We start from the raw sequence: 24,507 nt of genomic DNA on the forward strand, positions 1-24,507 counted from the left end.
TGGAGAAAAGGTCAGCAAGGCGCGTGCCAGTTCGAGAAGAATCGTTCAAACCATTGAATCTCCAAGACTCTCTCGGCGAACACACTTGATTCATCACGTGAACCAGTGTGATTATCCGCACAGATGTTCTGTGCTATAGTGCGATTTCACGCACAATCGCCGACCCGACCGAGGCATCCACCCATGCTGAAATCCCGCCGCAACGGACGCATTCTCTGGCTGGCCTACGCGGCCTTTGCGATCACCGTGCTGGTGGCCGGCCTCTTCTATGCCGGCGAGCGCGGACAGGCCTCGGCACTCGACGCCCTGGCGGAAGACGCGGGCTCGGATGCCGCCTTGAAGCAGGCTCTGCTGCTCACCGCGCTAGACCGATCGCGCACCTTGCCGCTGGTGCTGGCAAGCGACGCGGACCTTGCGGAAGCGCTTGGTGCACCCTCACCAGGCACCATCACTCAACTCAACGAAAAGCTCGAGGCTCTCATACCCGGCACCGGCGCTTCGGTGATCTACGTCGTCGGCCTCGACGGCACCGCGATTGCCGCGAGCAACTTTCGCCAGACCGACAGCTTCGTCGGCAGCAACTACGCCTTCCGGGAATATTTTACGGGCGCCCTGACACGAGGCACCGCCGAACATTATGCCCTGGGCAATGTCAGCCGTCGGCCCGGGCTCTACCTGTCGCGTCGCGTCAACGACGAGACCGGGCGAGCGTTGGGCGTGGTGGTCGTCAAGGTCGAGTTCGAGGCACTTGAGCAGAACTGGCAGCGCTCCGGCCGCATCACCTATGTGACAGATCCCAAAGGTATCGTGCTGATCACCAGCCGTCCCGAATGGCGCTTCCTGACCGTGACGGACATCCCCCAAGAGGAGCGGATCGCGATTCGGGAGAGCCTGCAGTTCGGCGAAGCGCCGCTTTTGCCCATTCCCATCTGGTCGCTGGAAGATCTCGCCGGGCATAAGATGGTGGCGACCGACACATCCGGCACGGTCCCGCGCCAGCCGCATTTTGCCCAGGCGCTGCCTCTGCCAGGCACACCGTGGACGCTGCACATCCTGACCCCCGCCGCCGCCGCCATGGATGCCGGCATCCTGCAGGAGCGGCTTGCATTCGTAGCCATCGCCCTGCCCCTGCTCGCCGCAGCCGGCCTGCTGCTCCATCGCTTCGGTCGCGCCGCCCGTCGCGAGGCCGAAGCGAAAGCCGCCCAAGCCGAGCTAGAGCGGCAGGTTACACTCCGCACCATCGAACTGACCGAGGCACGCGACCGCCTTCAGGCCGAAATCACCGAACACCGGGCAACCGACAGCCGCCTGCAGGGCGTGCAGCAGGATCTCGTCCAGGCCAATCGCCTGGCGATCCTTGGTCAGGTCGCAGCCGGCGTAGCACATGAGATCAACCAGCCGGTCGCCACCATCCGGGCCTATGCCGACAATGCCAAAGCGTTCCTGGATCGCGGCGATGGCGAGACTGCAAAGGAGAACCTTGGCCTGATCGCCGAGCTCACCGACCGCATCGGCGCGATCACCGGCGAGCTGAAGGGCCTTGCCCGAAAGGGTCGCCAGGCCGCCGAGCCCGTTGACCTCAAGGCCGCAATCGACGGCGCGCTGTTCCTCTTGAAGAGCCGCTTTGCCGGCAGCTTCGACCGGCTTGATATCGCCGACATACCCTCAGGCCTCGCTGTTCTCGGCCAGCGTATCCGCCTCGAACAGGTGCTGATCAATCTCCTGCAAAACGCGCTCGAAGCCATTGACGACAAAGCGAATGCCACCATCACCATCGGGCTTTCCCGCCTGACGGACGACGAAGTGGATCTCTCGGTCAGCGACACCGGTCCTGGCCTGCCGGATCACGTCAGGGAAAACCTCTTCATCCCCTTCACCACCTCCAAGGAGGGAGGCTTGGGCCTTGGCCTCGTGATCGCCCGTGACATTGTCACCGAATATGGCGGCCGGCTCTCCATGGATACGAGCAAGGACGGAACGACCTTCACCATCACCCTGAAGAGGGCCAGCGCATGAGCATCGACATCATCCTCGTTGACGACGATCAGGCGCTGCGCCGCGCCACCCGCCAGACGCTGGAGCTTGCCGGTTATGCCGTGCGCGATTTCGGTGCCGCCCCGCAGGCCCTCGCGCAGCTGTCGCGGGAAAGCGAGGCAGTGGTCGTCACCGACATCCGGATGGCAGGCATGGACGGGCTGGAACTCTTCGCCCGCCTCCGCAGCCTCGACCCCGATCTGCCGGTGCTGCTCATCACCGGTCATGGCGATATCGACATGGCGGTCCGGGCTCTCCACGACGGCGCCTACGACTTCATCGCCAAACCCTTCCCCGCCGACCGCCTCGTCCAGAGCGTCGCCCGCGCCACCGAGAAGCGCCGACTGGTCCTCGAAAACCGCCGCCTGCGAGAGGCAGCCACCACGACGCCGGACGATCTGCCCCTCATCGGCCAGACGCCGGCCATGGAGCATCTGCGCCAGACGCTGCGGCAGATCGCGGATACTGATGTCGACGTGTTGATCGCCGGTGAGACCGGAAGCGGCAAGGAAGTGGTGGCGACACTCCTGCATCGCTGGAGTCGACGCTCAAGGGGCAATTTCGTCGCACTGAATTGCGGCGCGCTTCCTGAGACAGTGATCGAAAGCGAACTCTTCGGCCACGAACCGGGCGCCTTCACCGGCGCCCAGAAGAAGCGCGTCGGCCGCATAGAACATGCCAGCGGCGGCACGCTGTTCCTCGATGAGATCGAGAGCATGCCGCTTTCCACCCAGGTGAAGATGCTGCGGGTTCTGGAAATGCGGGAAGTCAGCCCGCTTGGCACCAACGAGGTGAGGCCCGTGGACCTGCGCGTCGTCGCCGCTGCCAAACTCGATCTCGGTAATCCGGCCGAACGCGGCGAATTCCGCGAGGACCTCTATTATCGCCTGAACGTCGTGACGATCTCGATCCCGCCGCTCAGGGAACGGCGCGCCGACATCCCTGTGCTCTTTGCCCATTTCGCCACCCGCGCCGCCGAGCGCTTCCGTCGCGAAATCCCCAGCATGACCACCGAGGTGCGACGCCATCTCGAAAGCCACGACTGGCCGGGCAATGTCCGCGAGCTCTCGCATTTCGCCGAACGCGTCGTGCTTGGCATCACCCCGCCGCCGAAGCAGGCCTCACAAGCTGCGGGACCAAGCCTTAGCCTCCCGGCGCAGATGGAGAGCCACGAAGCGAACCTTATCCGCGAGGCGCTGACCGCCAACAAAGGCGACGTCCGCTCGACGATCGAGGCCCTCGGCATTCCGCGCAAGACCTTCTACGACAAGCTCCAGCGCCACGGCATCAACCGCGCCGATTACGAATAGCCGCCAGCACCCTTGGCAGGGGCAGATGCGGCGCCGCCTGTATTCCGCATCTCGGCCGCCATGGAGGCGGCAGCGCGCGCAAGCAGCCCCGTATCCGTGCCGTTGGCCATGAAGCGCACGCCGGCGCGGCGCGCGAGCGCGATCATCTCCGCGTCGCCCGTCATGATGCCCGCCGGCTTGCCCGCGGCCTTGATCTTGCCGATCAGCACCTCGACCGTCTCCATCACCTCCGGCACCGTCGCCTTGCCGCGATAGCCCATGTCGGCGGAGAGATCGGCAGGCCCGATCAACACGGCATCCACGCCGTCGACAGCCAGAATCGCTCCGGCGTTCTCGACGCCCAGCCGGCTCTCGATCTGCGCGATCAGGCAGACCTGATCATTGGCCGTATCGGCATAGTCGCTCACCCGGCCGAAATCGGAAGCGCGTCCGAGGCTTGCGCCCATGCCGCGAATGCCGAAAGGCGGATAACGCAGCGCCTTGGCCAGCATCGTGGCCTGTTCAGGCGTCTCGACCATCGGGATCATCAGCGTCTGCGCGCCGATATCGAGCGCCTGCTTGATCATCCAGGGCTCGCCGACCGGAAGCCGCACCACAGGATGGGCGGCATGGCGCGTGACGGCCGCAAGCTGTGCTGCGATCAGCGGAATGTCGTTCGGCCCGTGTTCGGCATCGATGAGGATCCAGTCGAAGCCGGCCCCGGCGCAGATCTCCGCCGAATGCGGATTGGCGAGCGCCACCCAGAGGCCGGTCAGGAGACCGGTGTCTTCGCGGAGGGCTTTCTTGAAGGGGTTCACGGGGGCGGGCATGCGCTTCTCCTCAGGCAATCACCAACCGACCATCTGGCCGGAGACCACAAGCTATCCCCGGAAGCGATGGAGACCGCAAGTCTCGTTCTCTGTCTCCGGTACGCCCGCGACATTGAACCTGAGGGCGTCGCCGTGATACGGGGCAGCCACAAACCCACGCGCAGGAATTGAACCATGCTCCCCTGGATCCAGCTCGACACGGCCAAGATACCCGGCGGCGGCGAATTGCGCCTGAAGCAACGCGGCACGGAATTCTCCATCATGCTCGGCACCAACGAGCTGATGAATAGCCGCCTCAGCGGCTCCGAAGAAGCGCTCGCCACCCTCGCCTTCGAACGTATCGGCACCCACAAGCGCCCGCATATCCTGATCGGCGGCCTCGGCATGGGCTTTACGCTCCGCGCCGCGTTGGCCGTCCTGCCTCAGGATGCGAAGGTGACCGTCGCCGAGCTCGTGCCCGCCGTCGTCGACTGGGCACGCGGCCCGATGGCCGAGATCTATGCCGGCAGCCTCGACGAGCCGCGCGTGGCTATTCACGTCGGCGATGTGGGCGCACTGATTGCGAAGTCCAAGGGCCAGTTCGACGCCATCCTGCTCGACGTCGACAACGGGCCAGACGGGCTCACTCGCGAAGCGAACGACAGCCTCTATTCCCATGACGGGTTACGCAAATCCAAGGCAGCGCTGACCTGCGGCGGCGTGCTCGGCGTCTGGTCGCAGGGTCCAGATCCCTACTTCACGCGCCGCTTGAAGGACTGCGGCTATGGCGCAGAAGAGATTCCCGTCCGCGCCGGAAAAACCGGGCGCGGCAAGAAGCATGTGATCTGGATGGCGAAGAACGGGCCGTTGCCTCAGAAGGGGTGACTTTAGCCCCACAACCCACGTGGCGGCAGGGGCATGATGGCACCGTCATAGGCAATCGCCGGCTCGCGATCGCGCGCCAGAAGCAGCGGCCCGTCGAGATCGACAAACGCCGCCCCTTGCCCGATCAGAAATGCCGGAGCCATGGCAAGCGATGTGCCGACCATGCAGCCGACCATGATCTCGAAGCCGGCTTCGACCGCCGCATCGCGCATCAGCAGCGCTTCCGTCAGCCCGCCCGTCTTGTCGAGCTTGATGTTGACGGCATCATACTTGCCCTTCAGGCCAGCCAGCGATGCTGTGTCATGGCAGCTCTCGTCAGCACAGACAGGCAGAACGCGGTCCAACCCAAGCAGCGCATCATCAGAACCCGCCGGAAACGGCTGCTCGACGAGCTTCACCCCGAGATCGAGCAAGACGGGCGCCAGCGCCTTGTATTGATCGAGGCTCCATCCCTCATTGGCATCGACGATAATGGCAGAGCTCGGCGCACCCGCCCTCACTGCCCGGATACGCTCGACATCACCCTCGCCGCCGAGCTTGACCTTCAGAAGCGGCCGGTGAGCCTCCTTCTCCGCCGCAGCCTGCATGCTCTCTGGTGTGCCCAGCGACAGTGTGTAGGTGACCGACAACGGCTTCGGCTCTTGTAACTTGAGAAGTTGCCAGACCGGTTGCCCCGCACGCTTGGCCTCCAGATCCCAGAATGCACAGTCGAGCGCATTGCGCGCAGCCCCCGGCTTCAGCCGGCTCTGCAACCCCTTGCGGTCCAGCCCCTGGGCCACCTCAGGCACAAGCGCGGACAGCACCTCGACGACGCTCTCTGCCGTCTCGCCGTAACGCGCATAGGGCACGCATTCGCCCTGGCCCACATGAACGCCATCCGTCAGCCGCACGGTGACCACCTTCGCCTCGGTCTTTGACCCGCGCGAAATCGTGAAGCTGCCAGCGATCGGAAAGCTCTCCGGCGTGACGGTCATCTGGACGGGCATGGGGAATCTCCTACCGCGGACAATCCCCGCGAATCGCTGCTCTTGCACGAAGATGCAATCCTTTCTATATCCGTCAACTAAAGGACCGGTACCGGCAGCGGGCCAAAAACCCTGCAAAGCCTGCCTCAGATCCCCGCAATGGGCGGGATGAACGGTCGCATGAAGCACAGAGACGAAGCCCGTGAACACGCTGGATTTTGACAAGAGACCGGAAGATACGCGCGTTGTCGTCGCCATGTCGGGCGGCGTGGATTCGTCCGTCGTCGCCGGCATCCTGAAGCGCGAGGGCTATGACGTCCTCGGCATCACGCTGCAGCTTTACGACCATGGCGCCGCCGTCCATCGCGCCGGCTCCTGCTGCGCCGGCCAGGACATCGACGATGCCCGCCGCGTCTGCGAAACCCTTGGCATTCCCCATTACGTGCTCGACTACGAACAGCGTTTCCGCGACACCGTGATCAACCCGTTCATGGAAAGCTATGTCGCCGGCGAAACGCCGATCCCCTGCGTGGCCTGCAACCAGACGGTCAAGTTTGCCGATCTGCTTGCGACCGCCAAGGAGCTCGGCGCCGATGCGCTGGCGACCGGCCATTACATCCGCTCGAAGTCGGTGCCGCTCGCCAATGATCCCGGCCACCGCGCCCTCTTCCGCCCGATCGACAGCGAACGCGACCAAAGCTATTTCCTCTTTGCCACCACCCAGGAGCAGATCGACTATCTGCGCTTCCCGCTCGGCGCCATGTCGAAGGCGGAAGTCCGCGTGCTCGCCGAAGACATGGGCCTCGTCGTCGCCCAGAAGGCCGACAGCCAGGACATCTGTTTCGTGCCCCAGGGCAAATATGCCGATGTCATAAACAAGCTGAAGCCGAATGCGGCACTGGCCGGTGACATCGTCCATCTCGATGGCCGCGTACTGGGCAATCACGAAGGCATCCTGCATTACACGATCGGCCAGCGGAAGGGTCTGGGCGTCGCCACCGGCGAGCCGCTTTACGTCATCTATCTCGACGCCCGCTCGCGCCGCGTCATCGTCGGCCCGAAGGAAGCGCTGGAGACACACCGCGTCTACCTGCGCGACATCAACTGGCTGGGCGACCGCACGCTGGCAGAAGATGCAGCCGACGGCATGCCCTGCTTCGCCAAGGTGCGTTCCACCCGCCCGCCGACCCCGGCCGTGCTGCATGCCGACGAGCGCGGCGTCTATGTCGATCTTGAAATCGGCGAAGCCGGCGTCGCCCCCGGTCAGGCTTGCGTGCTCTATTCGGCAACCGGCGCCGACGCCCGCGTCTATGGCGGCGGCTTCATCGAGCGCTCGGAACGTTCAGGCACCGCAGAAGCCTCGCTGAAGGCGCTTCTGGCAAGCCCCGTCGCGGCCTGAAGCCTGAGCTTTCGGGCCGCGTCCAAGGTCTTGGCTCAAGCCGGTGGAAAGCCACACTGTTTTTGGCCAAACCGCGCTTGACTTTGATCGGAGCCTCGCCTTATAAGCCGCCCATCGCTTCGGACGGGCTGCCACGGCCCACAAGGTTTCCGAATGTGTGGCGGGATAGCTCAGGTGGTTAGAGCGTGGGATTCATAACCCCAAGGTCGGCGGTTCAAGTCCGCCTCCCGCTACCAAAAATCTTTAACTTTCCAAGTACCTACAACGAAGAACGCGGATCGAACTGCTAAATCAGCGTTTAGCCGAGCCCCACGTCCTCCTCTGGCATCCGGCCATACTTTTAGCTCGTATTGGAAAGTGACCAGCGAAAGGGTTTCAACGCTTTCTGGAGCCATCTAACACGGCCCCAAGAACCTTTTTTCGCCAGAACTGACTGCCGACGAGTGATGTGCCCTGGACGGTGATATTCCGGCATCCAGGAATATCCCTGATCGTTTCTATCACCGATTGCCTCAACGCGACCGGCATCCATGGGCTCAGTATCACCCGTTTGATCCAACTGATTTCGATTGGGACATCAAACGTCTCAACTTCTTCAGTTGCGGAGGAGTAGATTATCCGCAATTCCTGCTCGGGCTCGTAGGGCGCCCGCTTCAAAAATGGCAGCTCACTGACAAGCCATTGCTTCGGAGACGGACGAAGCATGTCGAGTTTGCGGTATTCAACATTTTGCCATCTGATGCCCTCTAAGCCGCTTAAGCTTTTGCACAGCTTATCCCGATCGAACTCAAAGCACACGCCGGATGCCCCGACGGTGAAAACACGCCAATGATGGTAAGTTTCTTTGCAGTCGGCAAAGCATATCGCGAGAAGCGTTCGGAGCTTTAGTGCTTCTTTGTATCGCTCCATACATACGCGGTCATTCCCGTCGTCCCAACGGGACGGGTCCAACAGCGTAATTTTCTTTGCCCGAAGCGTGTGTAAGCCCGATGCAAGATCTGTATAGCGACGCAGCCTCTGTGGTAATTTTTTGATAGACGTCACTACCACCCCTCCCTTGAACCCATCTTAAACTTAGGGCTTCGAGATGGTTGTAACAGCTTGTCACATTTCGCGCCAAGCGGGCCTACCGGCAATCGCCTTGAAAGAGTGCAATAGCGGTGGCACATTTGAAGCCATGGAACAGCGCGTCAAAGCTCTCGAAGACGACATGAAGCGGATCGTGCAGGATACCGCCGAGATCAAGGGCATGCTGCGCGGCGCCCCGTCTGCGATCGAGTTCGGCGAGCTGAAAGGCCGCGTCAATAGCCTGCCGACCATGGGCAAGGCAGCCGCGATGCTGTCGATCGCAACTGCTGTCATCGTCATCCTGAACAACTGGACGGCCGTACGTTCCTGGCTCGTCGGTTAACCCGCCCTCATCGCGCCGCCCAAACCAACCCTCTCCGCACAATCTCCCGCATCTGCGGCACCTCGAACTCCGCCGCCTGGTGGCCGAGCGAGGAGTAGAACACCCTGCCCTGCCCGTGGCGGCGCTTCCAGACGACCGGCATCACATGCCCGTCGATCCACTCATCGTGCTCGCCGGTGAAGGTGGTCGTCGCCAGCACTTCGTTGTTCGGGTCGACATGCATGTAATACTGCTCGGAGCGATAGGGAAAATCGCCGATGCCGGAGACCAGCGGGTCATCCGGCTTGGTGATCTCGACCGTGTAATCATAGATATTGCCGGGATGGGCGACCCACTGGCCGCCGATCATGTATTGATACTGCACGCAATCGCGAAAGCTGTCGCCGGCCTGGCCGTGAAAGCCGCCGAGGCCGACGCCGCCACGGATGGCGAGTTCGAGGTTCTCGATTTCGGGCTTTTCGATCTTGGTCATCGTCAGCATCGGCACGATGAGGCTGTAGTCGCGGATCGCAGGATCGGCAAAGGCTTCCGTGCCGGCTTCGACGCGGACGGAAAACCCCTCCGCCTGCAGCATGTCGGAGATGACGGCGGCGCATTGTTCGGGCTGGTGTCCATCCCAGCCGCCCCAGCAAATCAGAACCTGACGCATGTGAATTTCCCTGTTGTTGTCTTCAGCGGCCGATCAGGCCATCGATGAGCGACTGTTCGAGCGGCGCCGGCCGCTCGACGCTGGTGGTGATCTTGACGGTTTCGCCCCGGTCGGAAGCCGTCTGAAAGGCTTCCATGACCTCAAGCACATGCAGCGCGAGATCGCCATTTGCCCGATGCGGCCGGTTGGACAGGATGGCATGCGCCATGTCGGCGACGCCGAGCGAGCGCCAATTGCCTTCGGTATAAGGCAGCGTCACCGGGCGCCCTTGCGCCTCGCCGGTCAGCGGCAGGACAAAGACGTCGCCGCCGAAATGATTGGGATCCGGCACGATCAGGGTGCCCTCGGTGCCATAGACCTCGAGCGGCTTGTGCCAGTGCGCGGCGACATCGAAGCTCATGGAGATCTGCACCACCGCGCCATTGGCGAAGGACATCAACCCTGCGACATGCGTCGGCACATGCACCGGGATCGTCTCGCCCCGACGCGGCTCGCTGCCGATCTTTCTGTTGTCACGTACCTTGGTGGCAAAGCCCGCCACCTTTTCGACCGGACCGAAGAGATTGACGAGATCGGTGATGTAATAGGGCCCCATGTCGAGCATCGGCCCGCCACCGGCTTCGTAGTAGAAGTCCGGATTGGGATGCCATCGCTCATGGCCGGGGCACATGAAATAGGCCGTGCCGCCGATCGGCTGGCCGATCACGCCCTGGTCGATCAGCCCGCGCGCCGTCTGATGCGCGCCGCCGAGAAAGGTGTCGGGGGCAGAGCCGACCCTGAGGTTGAGGGATCTGGCCGCCTCGACGAGCCGCTTGCCCTCGGCGAAGGTTACGCCGAGCGGCTTCTCCGAGTAGACATGTTTGCCGGCGGCAAGCGCCTTCAGCCCCACCTCGACGTGCGCCTTGGGGATCGTCAGGTTGACGATGATCGCAACCTCGGGATCGGCATGAAGCTCGTCGATCGTGCGCGCCGGCACACCGAATTCCGCAGCCCGCGCTGTGGCCAGATCACTGTTCAGATCGGCGATGCCGCAGACTTTCAGGATAGGAAAATGCTGGAGCGCCTTGAGATAAGCGCCTGAAATATTACCGCATCCGATGATGCCGATGCCGACCTGCTGCATGTCTTGAAGATCCTCGCTCCCGGACGAATGTCCACCTGCGATCGCCGGGCAAGAACGCAACCGTTCCTCCTCGCTGCCTTGCGATCGCCAGGCAGACTGGGTGCAAATGCGACTGAGGTCAACGCCTCATTGTATGGGGTTGACCGTCTGTCGACAGGCATCTTCACAGGCCCGGCAGGCCTCGGCGCAGATGCGGCAATGCGGGTGCATCTCGGCATGGCGGCCGCATTCTTCGGCACAGGCTGCACAAGCGCGGGCACAGGCTTCGACAAGCCCCTGCAGCACCTGCGCGTTGCGTCCGGTGCGTCGGATGGAGGCCCGGCCCGTGGCAAGGCAGATGTCGGCGCAATCCTCGTTCAGTCGGATGCATTGGCGAAGTTCGTCCACCATGTCTTCCCCGAGGCAGGCATCCGCACAGGAGATGCAGGTCTGCGCGCAGTCGAAGCAGGCCTTGATACAGGCGATCAGCGCATCATTCGCCTCTCCGTTCGTCATCGGGTGGGTCTCGATCATGGCTCGAATGGACATGGTTCTCGCCTCCTGTTTGCGATTGGTGATGCAATTGAAACAGAGCGAGGCGCCAAGAGTTCCCCACCCCCGATCGGGGGGTGCTAGATCCGGGGGCGGTTAAGAAAACCTTTCGTTAAATTTTAATGAATAGAATGGCCGGCCTGTAGCGAGGTTTTGTCATGCGTACCGCTCTTATTTCCACCCTCGGCGTCATGCTGATGCTGACGGCCTGTGCCAAGCCGCCATCCCAGACCCGCAATGCCTGCGCGATTTTCGAGCAGCGCGACGGGCTGTTCAACAACTGGCGCCGCGCCGCCGTCGACGCCGAACGCGAATACGGCGTGCCGGTCCCGATCCTGATGGCGACGATCTATACGGAATCGAGTTTCCGCCATAACGCCAAGCCGCCGCGCAAGATGATCCTGGGTTTCATCCCCGGCAAGCGCGCCTCTTCGGCCTATGGCTACTCCCAGGCCCTCGACGGCACCTGGGAACGCTACCAGCGCGAAACAGGCCGCTGGGGCGCCCGCCGCACCGATTTCGCCGACGCCATTCGCTTCATCGGCTGGTATCACCGCGAGAGCGCGACGAAGGTCAACATCCCCTTGAACGACCCCTACAAGCTCTATCTCGCCTATCACTCCGGCCACACCGGCTATCTCCGCGGCGCCTACAACAAGCGCCCGGAGGCTCTGCGCGGTGCTAAGCGGTTTACCGAGATTACCTATACTTACGCCAAGCAGCTGCAGCAGTGCCCGGGCTGAAGCTGGGGCACGCGATCAGAGTACCGCACTGAAACGAAAAAGCCTCCCCATCGTGACCGATGGGGAGGCTTCTTGCAATCAGTACCGCTGGAGATCAGTTGGCGCTCTGGATCGCGGAAATCTGCCACTGGGTGTTCGGGCGGCGGGCGAAGGTCCAGATCTCTACCGATTCGACCGGCGTGTTCGGATCACCTTCGACAACGTCGCCGCTCTGGCGGTCGACGACATAGTCGATCGCTTCGTAGCGCATCGCCACCGTCGCGTATTCCATCTTGTCCTCGGCCCAGCTTTCAGAGACATCGCCCTGGACGAGATTAATGTCACGCACCGTGTTCTTCACACCCTTGGTCGCGTTCTCGCTAAGCTCTTCGGCGAGATAGGACATGGCTTCCGGCGTGGTGATGCGGCGGAGTGCACCATAGTCTTCCTCGGCATAGGCCCGCTGCATTTCCTGCAGGAGCTGTTCGAAACGCTCAAGATCCTTCGGCGTGATGCCGAGTTCATCGGCCGGTCCCGAACGGGCGGCAGAGGCGCTGGCCGCAGCACCGCCACCCAGCTTCGGAATCTGGAAGCTCGGACGCGGCTGGTCACCGCTCTGATTGTCGCGCGCCATCCCGCCAAAGCCGCCGAAACCGGGGCCGCCGCTGGGGCCTGATGCCGGCGCCTGGCGGTTGGCGAACATGCGCATGGCAAAGCGGATCAGGAAGAAGATCAGCAAGCCCTGCAGGAGCAGGCCGAGGAAGCCGAAGCCACCGCCAAAGCCCGTGCCCATCAGCATGCCGAACAGACCACCGAGCAGCAGGCCGCCCATGAGGCCACCGGCGAGACCGCCGAACAGGCCACCCGGACGCGCTGCCTGGTTGGCGGCCGTCGACTGGGCCGCACCCGGCTGGGTCGCATTGGTGCGCGGCGTCATCGTCCGCTCGATCGGAGCAGCCGGTGCCGGCGCCGTGCGGGTGATCGCCGGCTGATTGAAGGTGCGCGTGCCACGGCTGCCGAAGCCGCCTGAAGCGCGACGGGCTTCAGCGAAATCGACGGCCACAAGCGTGACCATCATGCCGAGCGCGAGCGTCGCTAATATCTTTGCGTTGTGCCGCATGGGTGTTTCCTGTCCTCCTCGAAACAGTCTCGATGCCCTTTGGTGGGCTTGGCTCCCATATGGAGAGAGCTCACCCTCTTTTGAAGAGTGAGCCCCGCAATTTCCATTGAATTTCAAGTGATCGGGATCAGCCGTTGAGCCAGAACTTGATGATCAGGCCGACGATCGTGATCGCAAGGACCCCGCCGGCCCAGAGGCCGACAAACCACAAAAGACGGCTCGCAATCAGGCGCTTGTCCATCAGTGATAGCCCTCGTCCGGATTGAGCTTGCCGCGGAAGACCCAATAGGCATAGGCCGTGTAGCCCAGGATCATCGGCACCAGGATGACCGCACCGTAGAGCAGGAAGGCAAGGCTCTCATCAGGTGCGGCAGCTTCCCAGATCGTCAGCGAGGACGGCACGATATAGGGATAGAAGCTGATGCCGATCCCGGCATAACCGAGCACGAAGAGCCCGAGCGCCGCGATGAATGGCCGCGCGTCATGTCCCACCTTCAACCCCGAGACGATCAGGTAGAGGCAGCCAAGCACCAGGGCCGGCACGATGACGGAGAAGATCATCGTTGGATAGCCGAACCAGCGCTCGAAATAGGGCGCTTCCAGGAACGGCGTCCAGAGGCTGAAAATCCCCATGGCCCCGACGGTCGCAAAGGACAGGGGAAGCGCGAGAGAGCGGGCGCGCCTGCATATGTCACCCTCCGTCTTCATGACGATCCATGTCGCCCCGAGCAGGGCATAGCCAATGACCAGTGCCACGCCCGTCGCCACCGAAAACGGTGTAAGCCAGTCCCACCAGCCGCCGGCATAGGCGCGGTCGGTGACCGGGATGCCTTGAACCAGTGCCCCGAGCGCCACGCCCTGGAAGAAGGCCGCAACCACCGAGCCGCCGGTAAAGGCCCAGTTCCACAGATGCTCCGCCCTTTGCGTCCGCCAGCGGTATTCGAAGGCGACGCCACGGAAGATCAGACCCAGGAGCATCAGGATGATCGGGGCATAGAGCGCCGGCAGGATGGTCGCATAGGCGAGCGGGAAGACGGCCAGCAGCCCTCCCCCGCCGAGCACCAGCCAGGTCTCGTTGCCGTCCCAGACGGGCGCCACCGAGTTCATCATCAGGTCCTTCTCGTGCTTCTCCGGAAAGAAGGGAAAGAGGATCCCGACGCCCAGATCGAAGCCGTCGAGGATGACATAGGCAAGCACGGCAAAGGCGATGATGCCGGCCCAGATGAAGGGGAGATCAATGGGCATGTTTGCCTCCATGGTGACCGGGCTGGGCAGCCGGCGTGATGCCGGAGGTGCGGATCGGGCCATCGTCGAGATCCGGCATCGGGTCACGCGGCAGGCGGCCCATCAGGCGCAGGATGTAGAAGGTGCCGGCCCCGAAGACGATGAAATAAACCACGATGAAGGCGATCAGCGAGGCCGCAACCGCGGGTGCCGCGATCGGCGAAATCGAGTCGGCCGTGAGAAGATGGCCGTAGACCGTGTAGGGCTGGCGCCCGACCTCGGTGGTGATCCAGCCGGCCAGCACTGCGACGAAGCCGGAAGGACCCATGACGAGGGCAGCCCGGTGCAGCCAGTGATTGGAATGCAGCGTCCCCTTCCAGCGACACCAGAGCGAGAACACGCCGACGCCGAGCATGGCAAAGCCGATCGCCACCATCACGCGGAAGGACCAGAAGACGATCGCGACCGGCGGCTCCTTGTCGTCCGGGATCGTATCAAGACCGGCAAGCGGTGCGTTCAGGTCATGCTTGAGGATGAGGCTCGAAAGCTTGGGGATTTCAAGCGCGTAGTCGATCCTCTTCTCTTCCGTGTTCGGGATGCCGAACAGGATCAGCGGCGCGCCCTCCGGATGGCTGTCGAAATGGCCTTCCATGGCCATGACCTTGACCGGCTGGTGCTCCAGCGTGTTGAGGCCATGCGCGTCGCCGGCAGCAATCTGGATCGGCGCGACGATCGCCGCCATCCACATGGCCATCGAGAACATCACGCCAGCGCGGCGTGGTGCAGTCCCTTTCAGTAGATGCCAGGCGCCGACGGCACCGACGACAAAGGCGGTGGTGAGATAGGCGGCGATGACCATATGAACGAGGCGATAGGGGAAGGACGGATTGAAGACGATCTTCCACCAATCAACAGGCACGAACTGGCCCACATCGTTCATGGCGAAGCCTGCAGGCGTCTGCATCCAGGAATTGACCGACAGGATCCAGGTGGCCGAGATCAGCGTGCCGAAGGCGACCATCAGCGTGGCAAAGAAATGTAGCCCCGGGCCGACGCGGTTGCGACCGAAGAGCATGACGCCCAGGAAGCCCGCTTCCAGGAAGAAGGCGGTCAGCACCTCGTAGCCCATCAGAGGACCAATGACCGGCCCCGCCTTGTCGGAGAACACCGACCAGTTGGTGCCGAACTGGTAGGACATGACGATGCCCGACACGACCCCCATGCCGAAGGCGACCGCAAAGATCGTCTTCCAGAAGTCGAAGAGCTCCAGATAGACCTTGTCCTTCTTCCAGAGATATAGGCCCTCGAGCACCGCGAGATAGCTCGCAAGCCCGATGGAAAAGGCGGGGAATATGATGTGGAACGATACGGTAAAGGCAAACTGTATGCGTGCCAGGAGTTGCGCGTCGAAGTGCTCGAACATGGGATGTCCTTTCCTTCTCTCCTCCCGGAGATGATAAACATCAACTATACCCTTGCACCGACAAGGCAATGCGACAACCCGCCATGCGTCAGTTCAACGCATAATATTTTTCATATGTTTCTAATCTACCGCCGCTTCCGGCGACAAACGCAAACGGCGCGGGTTTGATCCCGCGCCGTCTTTGTCGATGATATCTAGAACGTCGATCAGTCGACGTTGAACACCAGCGGCTTGGCCTGCTTGACCGCCGGGTTGGCGGTGAGCTGGTCGAGAACCGCCTGCTCCACCGGGCCATCGACGTAGAGAAGCGCGATGGCATCGCCGCCTTCCTTGTCGCGACCGAGCTGGAAGTTCGCGATGTTGACCTTGGCATTGCCGAGCGTGGTGCCCATGAAGCCGATCATGCCGGGAACGTCGGTGTTGGAGATGTAGATCATGTTCGGACCGACATCGGCATCCATGTTGATGCCCTTGATCTGGATGAAGCGCGGCTTGCCATCGGAGAAGACGGTGCCGGCAACCGAGCGGGTCTGCTTCTCGGTGGTGACGGTGAGCTTGATGTAACCGTCATAGACGCCGGTCTTGTCGCGCTTCACTTCCGAGACGATGACGCCCTTTTCCTTGATCATGATCGGCGCCGAAACCATGTTGACGTCGGCAACCTGCGGGCGGATGAGGCCGGCCAGCAGCGCAGACGTCAGCGCCTTGGTGTTCATGCCGGAGGTCACGCCGTCATAGAGGATCTCGATCTCCTTGATCGGGTTCTCGGTCATCTGGCCGGCAAACGAACCGAGCACGTCAGCGAGACGGATGAACGGCTTCAGGATCGGCGCTTCCTCAGCCGTGATCGACGGCATGTTGATGGCGTTCGAGACGGCACCCTTCATGAGATAGTCGGACATCTGCTCAGCGACCTGCAGAGCAACGTTTTCCTGGGCTTCCGTGGTCGAGGCGCCGAGATGCGGCGTGCAGACAACGTTTGGCAGGCCGAAAAGCGGGCTTTCGGTGGCGGGCTCGACTTCAAAGACGTCAAAGCCTGCACCGGCGACATGGCCGGACTTGATGGCGTCGGCAAGGGCTGCCTCATCCACGAGACCACCACGGGCGCAGTTGATGATGCGCACGCCGGGCTTCGTCTTGGCAATGTTGTCCTTGCCGAGAATGCCGCGCGTCTTGTCGGTCATCGGCACATGCAGCGTGATGAAGTCTGCGCGCGGCAGGAGCTCGTCGAGCTCGACCTTTTCGACACCCATTTCCTGGGCACGTTCAGCCGAGAGGAAGGGGTCATAGGCGATGACGGACATTCCAAGGCCGATCGCCTTCTTGCAGACGATGCCGCCGATATTGCCGGCGCCGATGACGCCGAGCGTCTTGCCGGTGATTTCGACACCCATGAATTTCGACTTTTCCCACTTGCCGGCCTGGGTCGAGGCATCGGCCTGCGGCAGCTGGCGGGCAACGGCAAACATCAGGGCAATCGCGTGCTCTGCCGTCGTGATCGAGTTGCCGAACGGCGTGTTCATCACGATGATACCGCGCTTCGACGCAGCCGGGATGTCGACATTGTCGACACCGATGCCGGCGCGGCCGATGACCTTGAGGTTGGTCGCAGCGGCAATCAGCTTTTCCGTCGCCTTGGTGGCCGAACGGATGGCGAGACCATCATAATTGCCGATGATTTCGGCGAGCTTTTCCTTGTCCTTGCCGAGCTTCGGCTGGAAATCCACTTCAACGCCGCGATCACGGAAGATCTGGACGGCGGTTTCAGACAATTCGTCGGATACGAGAACGCGAGGTGCCATGACGAGGCCTCCTTCAGAGAGTTCGTTTGAATGAGATGAGGAAATTTCGGGGCTCCGCCGCTGTGGCGGAGCCGAATTGATCAAGGATCAGGCGGCAGCCTTGGCCAGAGACGCCTTCTGCGTCTCATAGGCGAAGGAGAGCCACGGCATGAGAGCCGCCATGTCGGCAGTCTCGATTGTGGCACCCGCCCAGATGCGAAGGCCGGCCGGCGCATCGCGGTAAGCACCGATGTCGAAGGCGACACCCTGCTTTTCCAAGATGCTGGCAATACCCTTGGCAAACGCAGCCTGAGCGTCGGCATCGAGCGCCGTGACTTCGGGGTCGACGATCTTGACGCAGACCGAGGTGTTCGAGCGCGTCGCATCGTCAACGGCGAGATTGGCGATCCAGTCGTTCTTTTCGATGAAGTCGAAGATCACCTTGGCATTGGCATCGGCACGAGCGATCAGGGCTTCAAGGCCACCGATCGACTTTGCCCACTTCAGCGCATCGATATAGTCCTCGACGCAGAGCATCGACGGCGTGTTGATCGTCTCGCCGACGAAGATGCCCTCGATCAGCTTGCCGCCCGAGGTCATGCGGAAGATCTTCGGCAGCGGCCAGGCCGGCACATAGGTCGTCAGACGCTCGACAGCGCGCGGGGACAGGATGATCACGCCATGACCGCCCTCGCCGCCCAGAACCTTCTGCCAGGAGAAAGTGGTGACATCGAGCTTGGAGAAGTCTAGGTCCTGCGCGAATGCTGCCGAGGTGGCGTCGCAGATGGTCAGGCCCTTGCGGTCAGCCGGGATGAAATCGGCATTCGGAACGCGAACGCCCGAGGTCGTGCCGTTCCAGGTGAAGACGACGTCGCGGTCGAAATCGACGGCGGCGAGATCCGGCAGCAGGCCGTAATCAGCGTTGAACTTGCGGACATCAGCAAGCTTCAACTGCTTCACCACATCGGTGACCCAGCCGGCGCCGAAGCTTTCCCAGGAGAGCATGTCGACGCCGCGTTCGCCGAGCAGCGACCACATCGCCATTTCAACGGCGCCCGTGTCGGAGGCCGGAACGATGCCGATGCGGTAGTCAGCGGGAACGTTGAGAATTTCGCGGGTAAGGTCGATGGCCAGCTTCAGCTTTTCCTTGCCGACCTTGGCGCGGTGCGAACGACCGAGCGGGGCATCGGAGAGCGCATCGAGCGACCAACCGGGACGCTTCGAGCAGGGGCCAGACGAAAAATGAGAGTTTGCCGGACGCGCGGCGGGGGCGATCACATCAGCCATATAGATACCCTTCCAGGTAATTAGCCTCTCGTTGGGGAGAGGTGTCCCGCCGTCGGAACTACTCCTGTCGCCCATATCAGTCAAGCGGGGTTGCGTCGCGATGAGCAAAATTTTTGTTCCGTCCGCGCCAGAGGTGACGCAGCCCGGCAGCAATGACTGTCATCAATCCGTCATCCATCGGGCGCATCTGCCTCAAGACCCACCGCCTCCAGTCCCGCCACCACGGAGCCCGCATCGATGTTTCCCCTGAGCAGCGCAATTCCGGGCCTCGTCTGGGCCTACCGGATCACCCCCGGCCTGCGAAGCGAACGACTGCCGGCGGAATGTTCCATCGAGCAGGCACAGCCGGGGGATGGCTTCATCTGGCTCCACCTCAACCTGGCGGACGGACGTGTGCCAGCGTTTCTCGAACAGTTCCAGGCCCTGACACCCCCGGCGATCGCAGCGCTGACCACCCATGACACGCATGCAGCACTTTCGGTGGACGAGGGCCTGCTGTTCGGCACGCTGATCGATTTCCAACGCGAATTCGATTCGACCACAAGGGACATCGGCTGGCTGCATGTCGCCCTGTCTGGAAATTTCATCATCACGACGAGGCTGCAACCGATCCGTTCGGTCGACAAGGTTCGCGCGGCGGTCGAAAAGAACGCCGCACGCTACATCTCGCCGCTTCAGATCTTCGAACTGCTCGTGGCCGAGTTTCAACGCGGGCTGATCGCCGTAGTTCTGGAACTGACGGAAGAACTGAACCAGATCGAAGACCATGTCTACGGCACGGAAATGCGCGACGAGCGGCGGCGACTGACACCGGTGCGGCGGTTGATCGTCAGGCTGCACAGGCACTTGCGCACCATGCTGCTGGTCATGCGGCGGGCCGCAGCCGCCGATGACGAGGACTTGCCGGAGGAGATGGAAGACAGCCTCGCGCGTCTCGCAGCAAGGCTCGAAGCCGTCGATCAGGATGTCTATGCGCTGGCCGACCGGGCAAGGCTCCTGCATGAGGAACTGGATTCCAAACAGAGCGCCGAGACGAACCGGCATCTCTACATTCTGTCGCTGATGACGGCGCTGCTCCTGCCGCCGTCACTGGTCACAGGCTTCTTCGGCATGAACACCACCGCCCTCCCCTTTGCGGAAGGTTTGCACGGCACGGCCTATGCCTTCGGTTTCATCCTGATCTCGGTGATGCTGTCCTGGTGGATCCTGCGCAGAACCGGAATTCTCTGACCCCAGACGCGCGAAAGGGCCCGAAGTGGGCCCTTTCTGATCTGTGACGCTAGACGTCCGTATCCGGATTACTTGTAGACCGGCAATTCCGGCGGCGGCTCATAGGCGACGGGGGTTTCGCAACCACCGAAGACATAACGGGCGCCAGCATGGACGCTGTGGCTGTAGAAGCCCTTGTCGTAGCCCGGACCGCCGTTCGAGGCGTAACCGAACATGTCGCCACCCATGGTGTGGCGGAAGCGGTAGCCGAGATCGGCCTTGACGTTGCATGTCACGTCGATCGAGGCACCAGCCATGAGCTGATAGGCGAAACGCCAGCTGCCCTTGCCGCCATGTTCGACGGTAGGATCGCAGTTCGACGGATCACCGGTTTCGCAGGACGTGTTCCGCAGCTTGTCCCACTTGACGTAGGAGCCACCGATACCGCCACCGATGTATGGCGTGAAATAGGCGTAAGTGCCGAGGTCAACGTAAGCGTTGGCCATCAAGGTGTAAGCCTTGAGGGCAGCCAGATCGGTCGACGTGCACGCTACGGCAACACCGCAGGAACCCGTCGTTGAGCCCTTGAAGTCAGACTTGAACATGTAGTCGAACGTCAGGTCTGTGCGCAGATAGCTGTTGACCTGGTAACCGACACCGCCGCCGACCCAGAAGCTGTCCTTGATGGAGGACGTCGTGAAGCTGGCTTCGTCAGCATTGGAGCCCTGGAAAAACTTGGCGCCACGCAGCTTGTTGAAATTGTAGCCGAGATCACCGCGCAGGTACCAGCCAGACGCTTCCGCAACCGCAACTTCCGGTGCATCGACATAGGCCGGCTGCGGTTCGGCCTGATAGACATCAGCGGCATAGGCGGCCGAGCTGGCAAGCAGGGCAGCCGTGACCGCGGCAAAAATGGTTTTCGTCATGACAGGATACTCCAAATCCCAGCGTTGTCGCGTCAGGGCGTCCCAAGCCAGACATCCTGAATTGGGACGGATAATGGAGTGGAAAGGTTAAGTTGCGATTAACTACAGATCTTAACTCTAACCCTTATCCATTTGCTAACCTTGATACTTGCAACCACATGGAGAGCAAAAAGAAAGGGAGCGGCTCCCTGGAGAACCGCGCCCTGACCTGCATCGAATAGGCTCGCCTTGGCGCCGCTCAGGCGGCGTGGCGACCCTGGCTGGTGCGCATGGCACCGAGATTGAATAAGCCCAGCCGCTGATCCATCTCGGCAGCCTCACCGGCAAGCCGGTGAATGGCGGCGGTCGTTTCCTCGACCATCGCGGCATTCTGCTGGGTCATGGCATCGAGCTGGTTCACCGATGTGTTGATATCGACAAGCGTCTGCGCCTCTTCCCGGGTGGATTCCATGATCTCGCCGATATGGCTGTTGATCGACAGCACGTGGGAACCGATGCCATCCAGCGCATTCCCGGCTTTCTCCACCAGCTTGACGCCGTGGTCCACTTCGCCGCGTGACTTCGACAGCAGGTTGGCGATCTCCTTGGCGGCATTCGACGAGCGCTGAGCAAGCTCACGCACCTCCTGTGCCACCACGGCAAAGCCCTTGCCACTCTCGCCCGCCCGTGCCGCCTCGACACCGGCATTGAGCGCCAGAAGGTTGGTCTGGAAAGCGATCTCATCGATCACACCGATGATGTTGGATATCGACTGCGACGACCCCTGGATCGCCTCCATGGCAGCGATCGTATCGCGCATGATGAGACCCGACATCGCGGTATCGTCCTTCGCGGCACGCGCAATCCGCTCGGCTTCTTCGGCACGCGCGATCTGCGTCTTGACGGCGCTGGTGATCTCCTGGATCGCTGTTGCAGCCTGCGAGATGGCAGCCGCCTGGCGCTCGGTCCGCTCAGCGAGCTGGTCGGCGCCCGCGCGCATCTCCTCGGATCCCTCGCGGACCGCGACAGAATTGCCGCCGATCCCGCCAAGCGTCGCGCTCAGCGTCTCGATTGCCTTGTTGAAATTGGAGCGTAGTCCTTCGAGATCAGCCGGGAAGCGGCGCTCGATCCGGAAGGCGAGATCGCCGGCAGCCAGCCTGTCCAGCCCCGTATCGAGGGTCTCGACGACCTCCTGCAGGGTCCGGGCTTCAAGGTCCCGCTCTTCCATACGCTGCCGACGCTCCTCCTCGGCGCGGGCCCGTTCGTCCCGACGCTCCGCAGACTGCCTCTGTTGCTCGATGAGCGCCTGGCGGAAGCGTTCGAGCGCCCGCGCCATGCTGCCGATCTCGTCACGACGGTCCTGGTTTTCGACCGGCTGCTCGATCGCACCGTCGGCAACGGCACCGGTGAAGGCAACGAGACGGTCGAGCGGCGCAAAAAGACGGCGGGTGAAGACCCAGGTGGCAGCAGCGAGAATGGCAAGAGCGATCAGACCCGTGATGATCAGGATCGTCGCGATGCGGATAGAGCCGGCTTCCAGTTCGGCCTTGGTCAGGCTCTCGGTCACCACGAAGTCCTGACCGGCAAAGCTGATCCGGCGGCCATAGATCACCGCGGCACCTTCCGGACGCTGACCGTCCTGAACGGCGATACCATCGCCCGAGATAGAGAAGTCGGCACGGACATCGGTCAGCTTGCCCGAAGCGTCGAGCGCAATGCCGGCCCCATTGCCCGAAAGAATGGCCGCCGTCTGGCTGCTGCCGGCAATGATGCCCTTGGACAACAGATTGACGAAGACCTCCGCCTTCACCTGGAACATAAGGCTGCCCTTGAAGCCGCCGAGCTTCACGAGGGGAACGGCGAAATAGATATCCGGCGCACCCGCATCGCCACCGACGGAAAGGCCTGAGAAATTCACGCCGACGACATCGTCTACGGCCTTCGCCGCAGCCTCGGCGGACTGCTGGTAAACGCGTCCGAGCCCGGTCGCTGCGAAGCTGCCCTCCTTCAGGTTCTCACCGAAGGCTGGGCCCTTCTCGAAGGAATAGATGACATTGCCGTTCTGGTCCGCGATCAGCATGTCGCTGAAGTTCGTGCCTGCAAGATAGGCAGCAACCTGGGCCTGGGTCGTCTCATGGGTGGAATAGTAGAAGCCGCTCGGCCCCTCCGGCTTGATCAGCTTCTCGCGCTCACCGGCCGGATGCGGGTTTTCGGTGACGAAGACGCGCTGCAGCTCCGCCTTGGCGTCGCCGGTGCTCTTGGCGATCGTGTTCCAACCGCTCTTCAGGCCCGTCAGCGACTGCTGCAATGTCTCGATCTTGGCGATCGAAGCGGCCTGATTCTCCAGCGCCTGCAGCTTCTCCGTGAGAAGGTCTCCGCGGAAGGTCAGCGTGCTGGTCATCGCCTTTTCCGTCTGCTCGCCGAACAGCTGGCTGGAGCTGCGATAGGCGAAGACGTTGAGTAGAGCGATGGTAATGAGTGTCAGCAGCAGAAAGACGGCAATGACTTTGAACGAAAGCGAATGGATGCGAGCTGTCATGGTTTTTGTTCCCGCTGGCCGGCCGGACAAGTCCGGTCGCGGCCAGAATTTCGATCTGCTGCGAAACACAGCAGATTCCCCTTTTATCCAGGAACAATCACTCTCCGCCCTTAATTGGCCGTAAAGATATTAGGCGAAACCCCGTAATACCAAGGGGTTCAGACGGGCTGCGCCACGCGCTGCCGGAGGCCCGCAAAGAGCTCGACGGAACGCAGACGGGCGTTCAGATCGTGGACCGGCGTCGAGACGATAACTTCATCGGGCCTGACCTCGGCGACAAAGCGGCCAAGCTTGTCCGCAGCCGTCTCCGGCGATCCCACGATCGCATAGCGCAGGGTGTGCTCCACACCGATGCGCTCAATATCCGACCAGAAGCCTTCCATCGTATCGACAGGACGCGGGAACGGCCGACGGACGTTGCGGCGAAGGTTGACGAACTGCTGCTGGGCAGACGTGAACAGGCGTTCGGCCTCCCGATCCGTCTCCGCGATCGCCGCCATGGTGCCGACCATCACATAGGGCTTCTGTAAGGAAGCTGACGGCTGGAAGCGCTCGCGATAGATCTCGACCGCATCGAGGAGCTGATCGGGCGCAAAATGCGAAGCAAACGCGTAAGGTAGCCCAAGCGCGGCAGCGAGATGCGCGCTGTAGAGGCTCGACCCGAGAAGCCAGATCGGCACGTGGCTGTTCATGCCGGGAACGGCGATCAGCCCGCCTTCTTCATCCGGCTCACCCATCAGGCGCTGCAGTTCGAGAATGTCGTGCGGGAAGCTCTCGGCACCGGCATCCATATTGCGCCTGAGGGCACGCGCGGTGCGCATGTCGGTTCCCGGCGCACGGCCAAGACCGAGTTCAATGCGCCCAGGGTAGAGCGCTTCCAGCGTTCCGAACTGCTCGGCAATCACGAGCGGCGAGTGATTGGGCAACATGATGCCGCCGGAGCCGACACGTATTGTCTCTGTGCCTGCCGCCACATGGGAGATCACCAGTGCCGTGGCCGCACTTGCAATGCCCGGCATACCATGATGCTCGGCCAGCCAGAAGCGGCGATATCCGTTCTTTTCCGCCATCTGCGCAAGCTTTCGCGACGCATCCAGCGCCTCGCGAACCGAATGTCCCTCGGAGATGGGAGAAAGATCGAGAATGGAAAACGGTATCATGGCGGTGGCTCTGTTCTATGTACCTCCCTCATGTAGTCAGGC

At 62.2% G+C, this 24,507-nt stretch carries 21 protein-coding genes and 1 tRNA gene; 8 read left to right on the forward strand and 14 right to left on the reverse strand.

Features of this window, described 5'->3' with window-relative positions; genetic code table 11:
- Nucleotides 1–183: 183 nt before the first annotated feature.
- Together C0V73_RS01930 and C0V73_RS01935 are read left to right on the forward strand one after the other, a co-directional pair.
- Entirely contained in the window at nt 184–2,016 is a 1,833-nt protein-coding gene (locus C0V73_RS01930; protein ID WP_102018301.1) for an ATP-binding protein, read from the forward strand.
- Nucleotides 2,013–3,344, forward strand: coding sequence for a sigma-54 dependent transcriptional regulator (locus tag C0V73_RS01935; RefSeq protein WP_102018302.1), 1,332 nt, complete (start codon nt 2,013–2,015; stop codon nt 3,342–3,344). The genes C0V73_RS01930 and C0V73_RS01935 overlap by 4 nt, the downstream gene beginning before the upstream one ends.
- On the opposite strand, the gene C0V73_RS01940 is transcribed toward C0V73_RS01935, so the two are convergent.
- A complete protein-coding gene (locus tag C0V73_RS01940) occupies nt 3,335–4,153 on the reverse strand; it encodes an HpcH/HpaI aldolase/citrate lyase family protein (protein ID WP_102018303.1) in 819 nt (272 codons plus the stop codon). The genes C0V73_RS01935 and C0V73_RS01940 overlap by 10 nt on opposite strands.
- A 174-nt stretch (nt 4,154–4,327) precedes the next feature.
- Between C0V73_RS01940 and C0V73_RS01945 the strand changes: the two genes are divergently transcribed.
- Nucleotides 4,328–5,017: a hypothetical protein gene (locus tag C0V73_RS01945; protein ID WP_102018304.1), complete on the forward strand. Its 690-nt coding sequence runs from the start codon at nt 4,328–4,330 to the stop codon at nt 5,015–5,017.
- 2 nt (nt 5,018–5,019) lie between these two features.
- Here C0V73_RS01945 and dgcA read toward each other — a convergent pair whose 3' ends face one another.
- Complete coding sequence (gene dgcA / locus C0V73_RS01950; RefSeq protein WP_102018305.1) at nt 5,020–6,003, reverse strand: N-acetyl-D-Glu racemase DgcA; 984 nt, start codon at nt 6,001–6,003, stop codon at nt 5,020–5,022.
- A 181-nt stretch (nt 6,004–6,184) separates the two neighbouring features.
- Here dgcA and mnmA point away from each other — a divergent pair, with 181 nt between their 5' ends.
- Nucleotides 6,185–7,381: a tRNA 2-thiouridine(34) synthase MnmA gene (gene mnmA, locus C0V73_RS01955; protein WP_102018306.1), complete on the forward strand. Its 1,197-nt coding sequence runs from the start codon at nt 6,185–6,187 to the stop codon at nt 7,379–7,381.
- A 159-nt stretch (nt 7,382–7,540) separates the two neighbouring features.
- Nucleotides 7,541–7,617: transfer RNA gene (locus tag C0V73_RS01960), tRNA-Met, on the forward strand.
- A 139-nt stretch (nt 7,618–7,756) separates the two neighbouring features.
- On the opposite strand, the gene C0V73_RS01965 is transcribed toward C0V73_RS01960, so the two are convergent.
- Entirely contained in the window at nt 7,757–8,425 is a 669-nt protein-coding gene (locus C0V73_RS01965; protein ID WP_143708297.1) for a DUF2971 domain-containing protein, read from the reverse strand.
- A gap of 133 nt (nt 8,426–8,558) precedes the next feature.
- On the opposite strand from C0V73_RS01965, the gene C0V73_RS01970 reads away from it, so the two are divergent.
- Nucleotides 8,559–8,792: a hypothetical protein gene (locus C0V73_RS01970; protein WP_102018308.1), complete on the forward strand. Its 234-nt coding sequence runs from the start codon at nt 8,559–8,561 to the stop codon at nt 8,790–8,792.
- A 7-nt stretch (nt 8,793–8,799) separates the two neighbouring features.
- Here C0V73_RS01970 and C0V73_RS01975 read toward each other — a convergent pair whose 3' ends face one another.
- From C0V73_RS01975 to C0V73_RS01985, 3 genes are all read right to left on the reverse strand, one after another.
- Entirely contained in the window at nt 8,800–9,441 is a 642-nt protein-coding gene (locus C0V73_RS01975; RefSeq protein WP_102018309.1) for a ThuA domain-containing protein, read from the reverse strand.
- A gap of 22 nt (nt 9,442–9,463) precedes the next feature.
- Nucleotides 9,464–10,564 (reverse strand): Gfo/Idh/MocA family oxidoreductase, encoded by a 1,101-nt coding sequence (locus C0V73_RS01980; RefSeq protein WP_102018310.1) that lies wholly within the window; start codon nt 10,562–10,564, stop codon nt 9,464–9,466.
- Between the two features lie 126 nt (nt 10,565–10,690).
- On the reverse strand, nt 10,691–11,092 hold the full coding sequence (locus C0V73_RS01985) for a four-helix bundle copper-binding protein (RefSeq protein ID WP_102018311.1): 402 nt from the start codon (nt 11,090–11,092) through the stop codon (nt 10,691–10,693).
- Between the two features lie 161 nt (nt 11,093–11,253).
- Between C0V73_RS01985 and C0V73_RS01990 the strand changes: the two genes are divergently transcribed.
- Nucleotides 11,254–11,838 (forward strand): transglycosylase SLT domain-containing protein, encoded by a 585-nt coding sequence (locus C0V73_RS01990; protein WP_102018312.1) that lies wholly within the window; start codon nt 11,254–11,256, stop codon nt 11,836–11,838.
- 94 nt (nt 11,839–11,932) lie between these two features.
- On the opposite strand, the gene C0V73_RS01995 is transcribed toward C0V73_RS01990, so the two are convergent.
- The 5 genes from C0V73_RS01995 to C0V73_RS02015 form a co-directional block, all read right to left on the reverse strand.
- A complete protein-coding gene (locus tag C0V73_RS01995; protein WP_102018313.1) occupies nt 11,933–12,937 on the reverse strand; it encodes a TIM44-like domain-containing protein in 1,005 nt (334 codons plus the stop codon).
- Nucleotides 12,938–13,177: 240 nt separating this feature from the next.
- Nucleotides 13,178–14,182 (reverse strand): cytochrome d ubiquinol oxidase subunit II, encoded by a 1,005-nt coding sequence (cydB, locus tag C0V73_RS02000; RefSeq protein ID WP_102018314.1) that lies wholly within the window; start codon nt 14,180–14,182, stop codon nt 13,178–13,180.
- Complete coding sequence (locus tag C0V73_RS02005; protein ID WP_102018315.1) at nt 14,172–15,584, reverse strand: cytochrome ubiquinol oxidase subunit I; 1,413 nt, start codon at nt 15,582–15,584, stop codon at nt 14,172–14,174. The genes cydB and C0V73_RS02005 overlap by 11 nt, the downstream gene beginning before the upstream one ends.
- Nucleotides 15,585–15,790: 206 nt before the next feature.
- Nucleotides 15,791–17,386, reverse strand: a complete 1,596-nt coding sequence (gene serA, locus C0V73_RS02010; protein ID WP_102018316.1) for a phosphoglycerate dehydrogenase — start codon at nt 17,384–17,386, stop codon at nt 15,791–15,793.
- 87 nt (nt 17,387–17,473) lie between these two features.
- Nucleotides 17,474–18,652 (reverse strand): phosphoserine transaminase, encoded by a 1,179-nt coding sequence (locus tag C0V73_RS02015; RefSeq protein ID WP_102018317.1) that lies wholly within the window; start codon nt 18,650–18,652, stop codon nt 17,474–17,476.
- A gap of 237 nt (nt 18,653–18,889) precedes the next feature.
- Between C0V73_RS02015 and C0V73_RS02020 the strand changes: the two genes are divergently transcribed.
- Nucleotides 18,890–19,882: a transporter gene (locus tag C0V73_RS02020; RefSeq protein ID WP_102018318.1), complete on the forward strand. Its 993-nt coding sequence runs from the start codon at nt 18,890–18,892 to the stop codon at nt 19,880–19,882.
- A gap of 68 nt (nt 19,883–19,950) precedes the next feature.
- On the opposite strand, the gene C0V73_RS02025 is transcribed toward C0V73_RS02020, so the two are convergent.
- From C0V73_RS02025 to C0V73_RS02035, 3 genes are all read right to left on the reverse strand, one after another.
- Nucleotides 19,951–20,787, reverse strand: a complete 837-nt coding sequence (locus C0V73_RS02025; RefSeq protein ID WP_102018319.1) for an outer membrane protein — start codon at nt 20,785–20,787, stop codon at nt 19,951–19,953.
- A 238-nt stretch (nt 20,788–21,025) separates the two neighbouring features.
- On the reverse strand, nt 21,026–23,305 hold the full coding sequence (locus C0V73_RS02030; protein ID WP_102018320.1) for a methyl-accepting chemotaxis protein: 2,280 nt from the start codon (nt 23,303–23,305) through the stop codon (nt 21,026–21,028).
- A gap of 158 nt (nt 23,306–23,463) precedes the next feature.
- Nucleotides 23,464–24,465: an LLM class flavin-dependent oxidoreductase gene (locus tag C0V73_RS02035; protein WP_102018321.1), complete on the reverse strand. Its 1,002-nt coding sequence runs from the start codon at nt 24,463–24,465 to the stop codon at nt 23,464–23,466.
- Nucleotides 24,466–24,507: the final 42 nt, after the last annotated feature.

The organism is Rhizobium sp. TH135, assembly GCF_002855515.1.
Lineage (GTDB): Bacteria > Pseudomonadota > Alphaproteobacteria > Rhizobiales > Rhizobiaceae > Allorhizobium.

Coding starts and splice junctions, on each gene's coding strand:
- C0V73_RS01930 (WP_102018301.1), top strand. CDS start 184: ATGCTGAAATCCCGCCGCAACGGACGCATTCTCTGGCTGGCCTACGCG.
- C0V73_RS01935 (WP_102018302.1), top strand. CDS start 2,013: ATGAGCATCGACATCATCCTCGTTGACGACGATCAGGCGCTGCGCCGC.
- C0V73_RS01940 (WP_102018303.1), bottom strand. CDS start 4,153: ATGCCCGCCCCCGTGAACCCCTTCAAGAAAGCCCTCCGCGAAGACACC.
- C0V73_RS01945 (WP_102018304.1), top strand. CDS start 4,328: ATGCTCCCCTGGATCCAGCTCGACACGGCCAAGATACCCGGCGGCGGC.
- dgcA (WP_102018305.1), bottom strand. CDS start 6,003: ATGCCCGTCCAGATGACCGTCACGCCGGAGAGCTTTCCGATCGCTGGC.
- C0V73_RS01970 (WP_102018308.1), top strand. CDS start 8,559: ATGGAACAGCGCGTCAAAGCTCTCGAAGACGACATGAAGCGGATCGTG.
- C0V73_RS01975 (WP_102018309.1), bottom strand. CDS start 9,441: ATGCGTCAGGTTCTGATTTGCTGGGGCGGCTGGGATGGACACCAGCCC.
- C0V73_RS01980 (WP_102018310.1), bottom strand. CDS start 10,564: ATGCAGCAGGTCGGCATCGGCATCATCGGATGCGGTAATATTTCAGGC.
- C0V73_RS01985 (WP_102018311.1), bottom strand. CDS start 11,092: ATGTCCATTCGAGCCATGATCGAGACCCACCCGATGACGAACGGAGAG.
- C0V73_RS01990 (WP_102018312.1), top strand. CDS start 11,254: ATGCGTACCGCTCTTATTTCCACCCTCGGCGTCATGCTGATGCTGACG.
- C0V73_RS01995 (WP_102018313.1), bottom strand. CDS start 12,937: ATGCGGCACAACGCAAAGATATTAGCGACGCTCGCGCTCGGCATGATG.
- cydB (WP_102018314.1), bottom strand. CDS start 14,182: ATGCCCATTGATCTCCCCTTCATCTGGGCCGGCATCATCGCCTTTGCC.
- C0V73_RS02005 (WP_102018315.1), bottom strand. CDS start 15,584: ATGTTCGAGCACTTCGACGCGCAACTCCTGGCACGCATACAGTTTGCC.
- serA (WP_102018316.1), bottom strand. CDS start 17,386: ATGGCACCTCGCGTTCTCGTATCCGACGAATTGTCTGAAACCGCCGTC.
- C0V73_RS02015 (WP_102018317.1), bottom strand. CDS start 18,652: ATGGCTGATGTGATCGCCCCCGCCGCGCGTCCGGCAAACTCTCATTTT.
- C0V73_RS02020 (WP_102018318.1), top strand. CDS start 18,890: ATGTTTCCCCTGAGCAGCGCAATTCCGGGCCTCGTCTGGGCCTACCGG.
- C0V73_RS02025 (WP_102018319.1), bottom strand. CDS start 20,787: ATGACGAAAACCATTTTTGCCGCGGTCACGGCTGCCCTGCTTGCCAGC.
- C0V73_RS02030 (WP_102018320.1), bottom strand. CDS start 23,305: ATGACAGCTCGCATCCATTCGCTTTCGTTCAAAGTCATTGCCGTCTTT.
- C0V73_RS02035 (WP_102018321.1), bottom strand. CDS start 24,465: ATGATACCGTTTTCCATTCTCGATCTTTCTCCCATCTCCGAGGGACAT.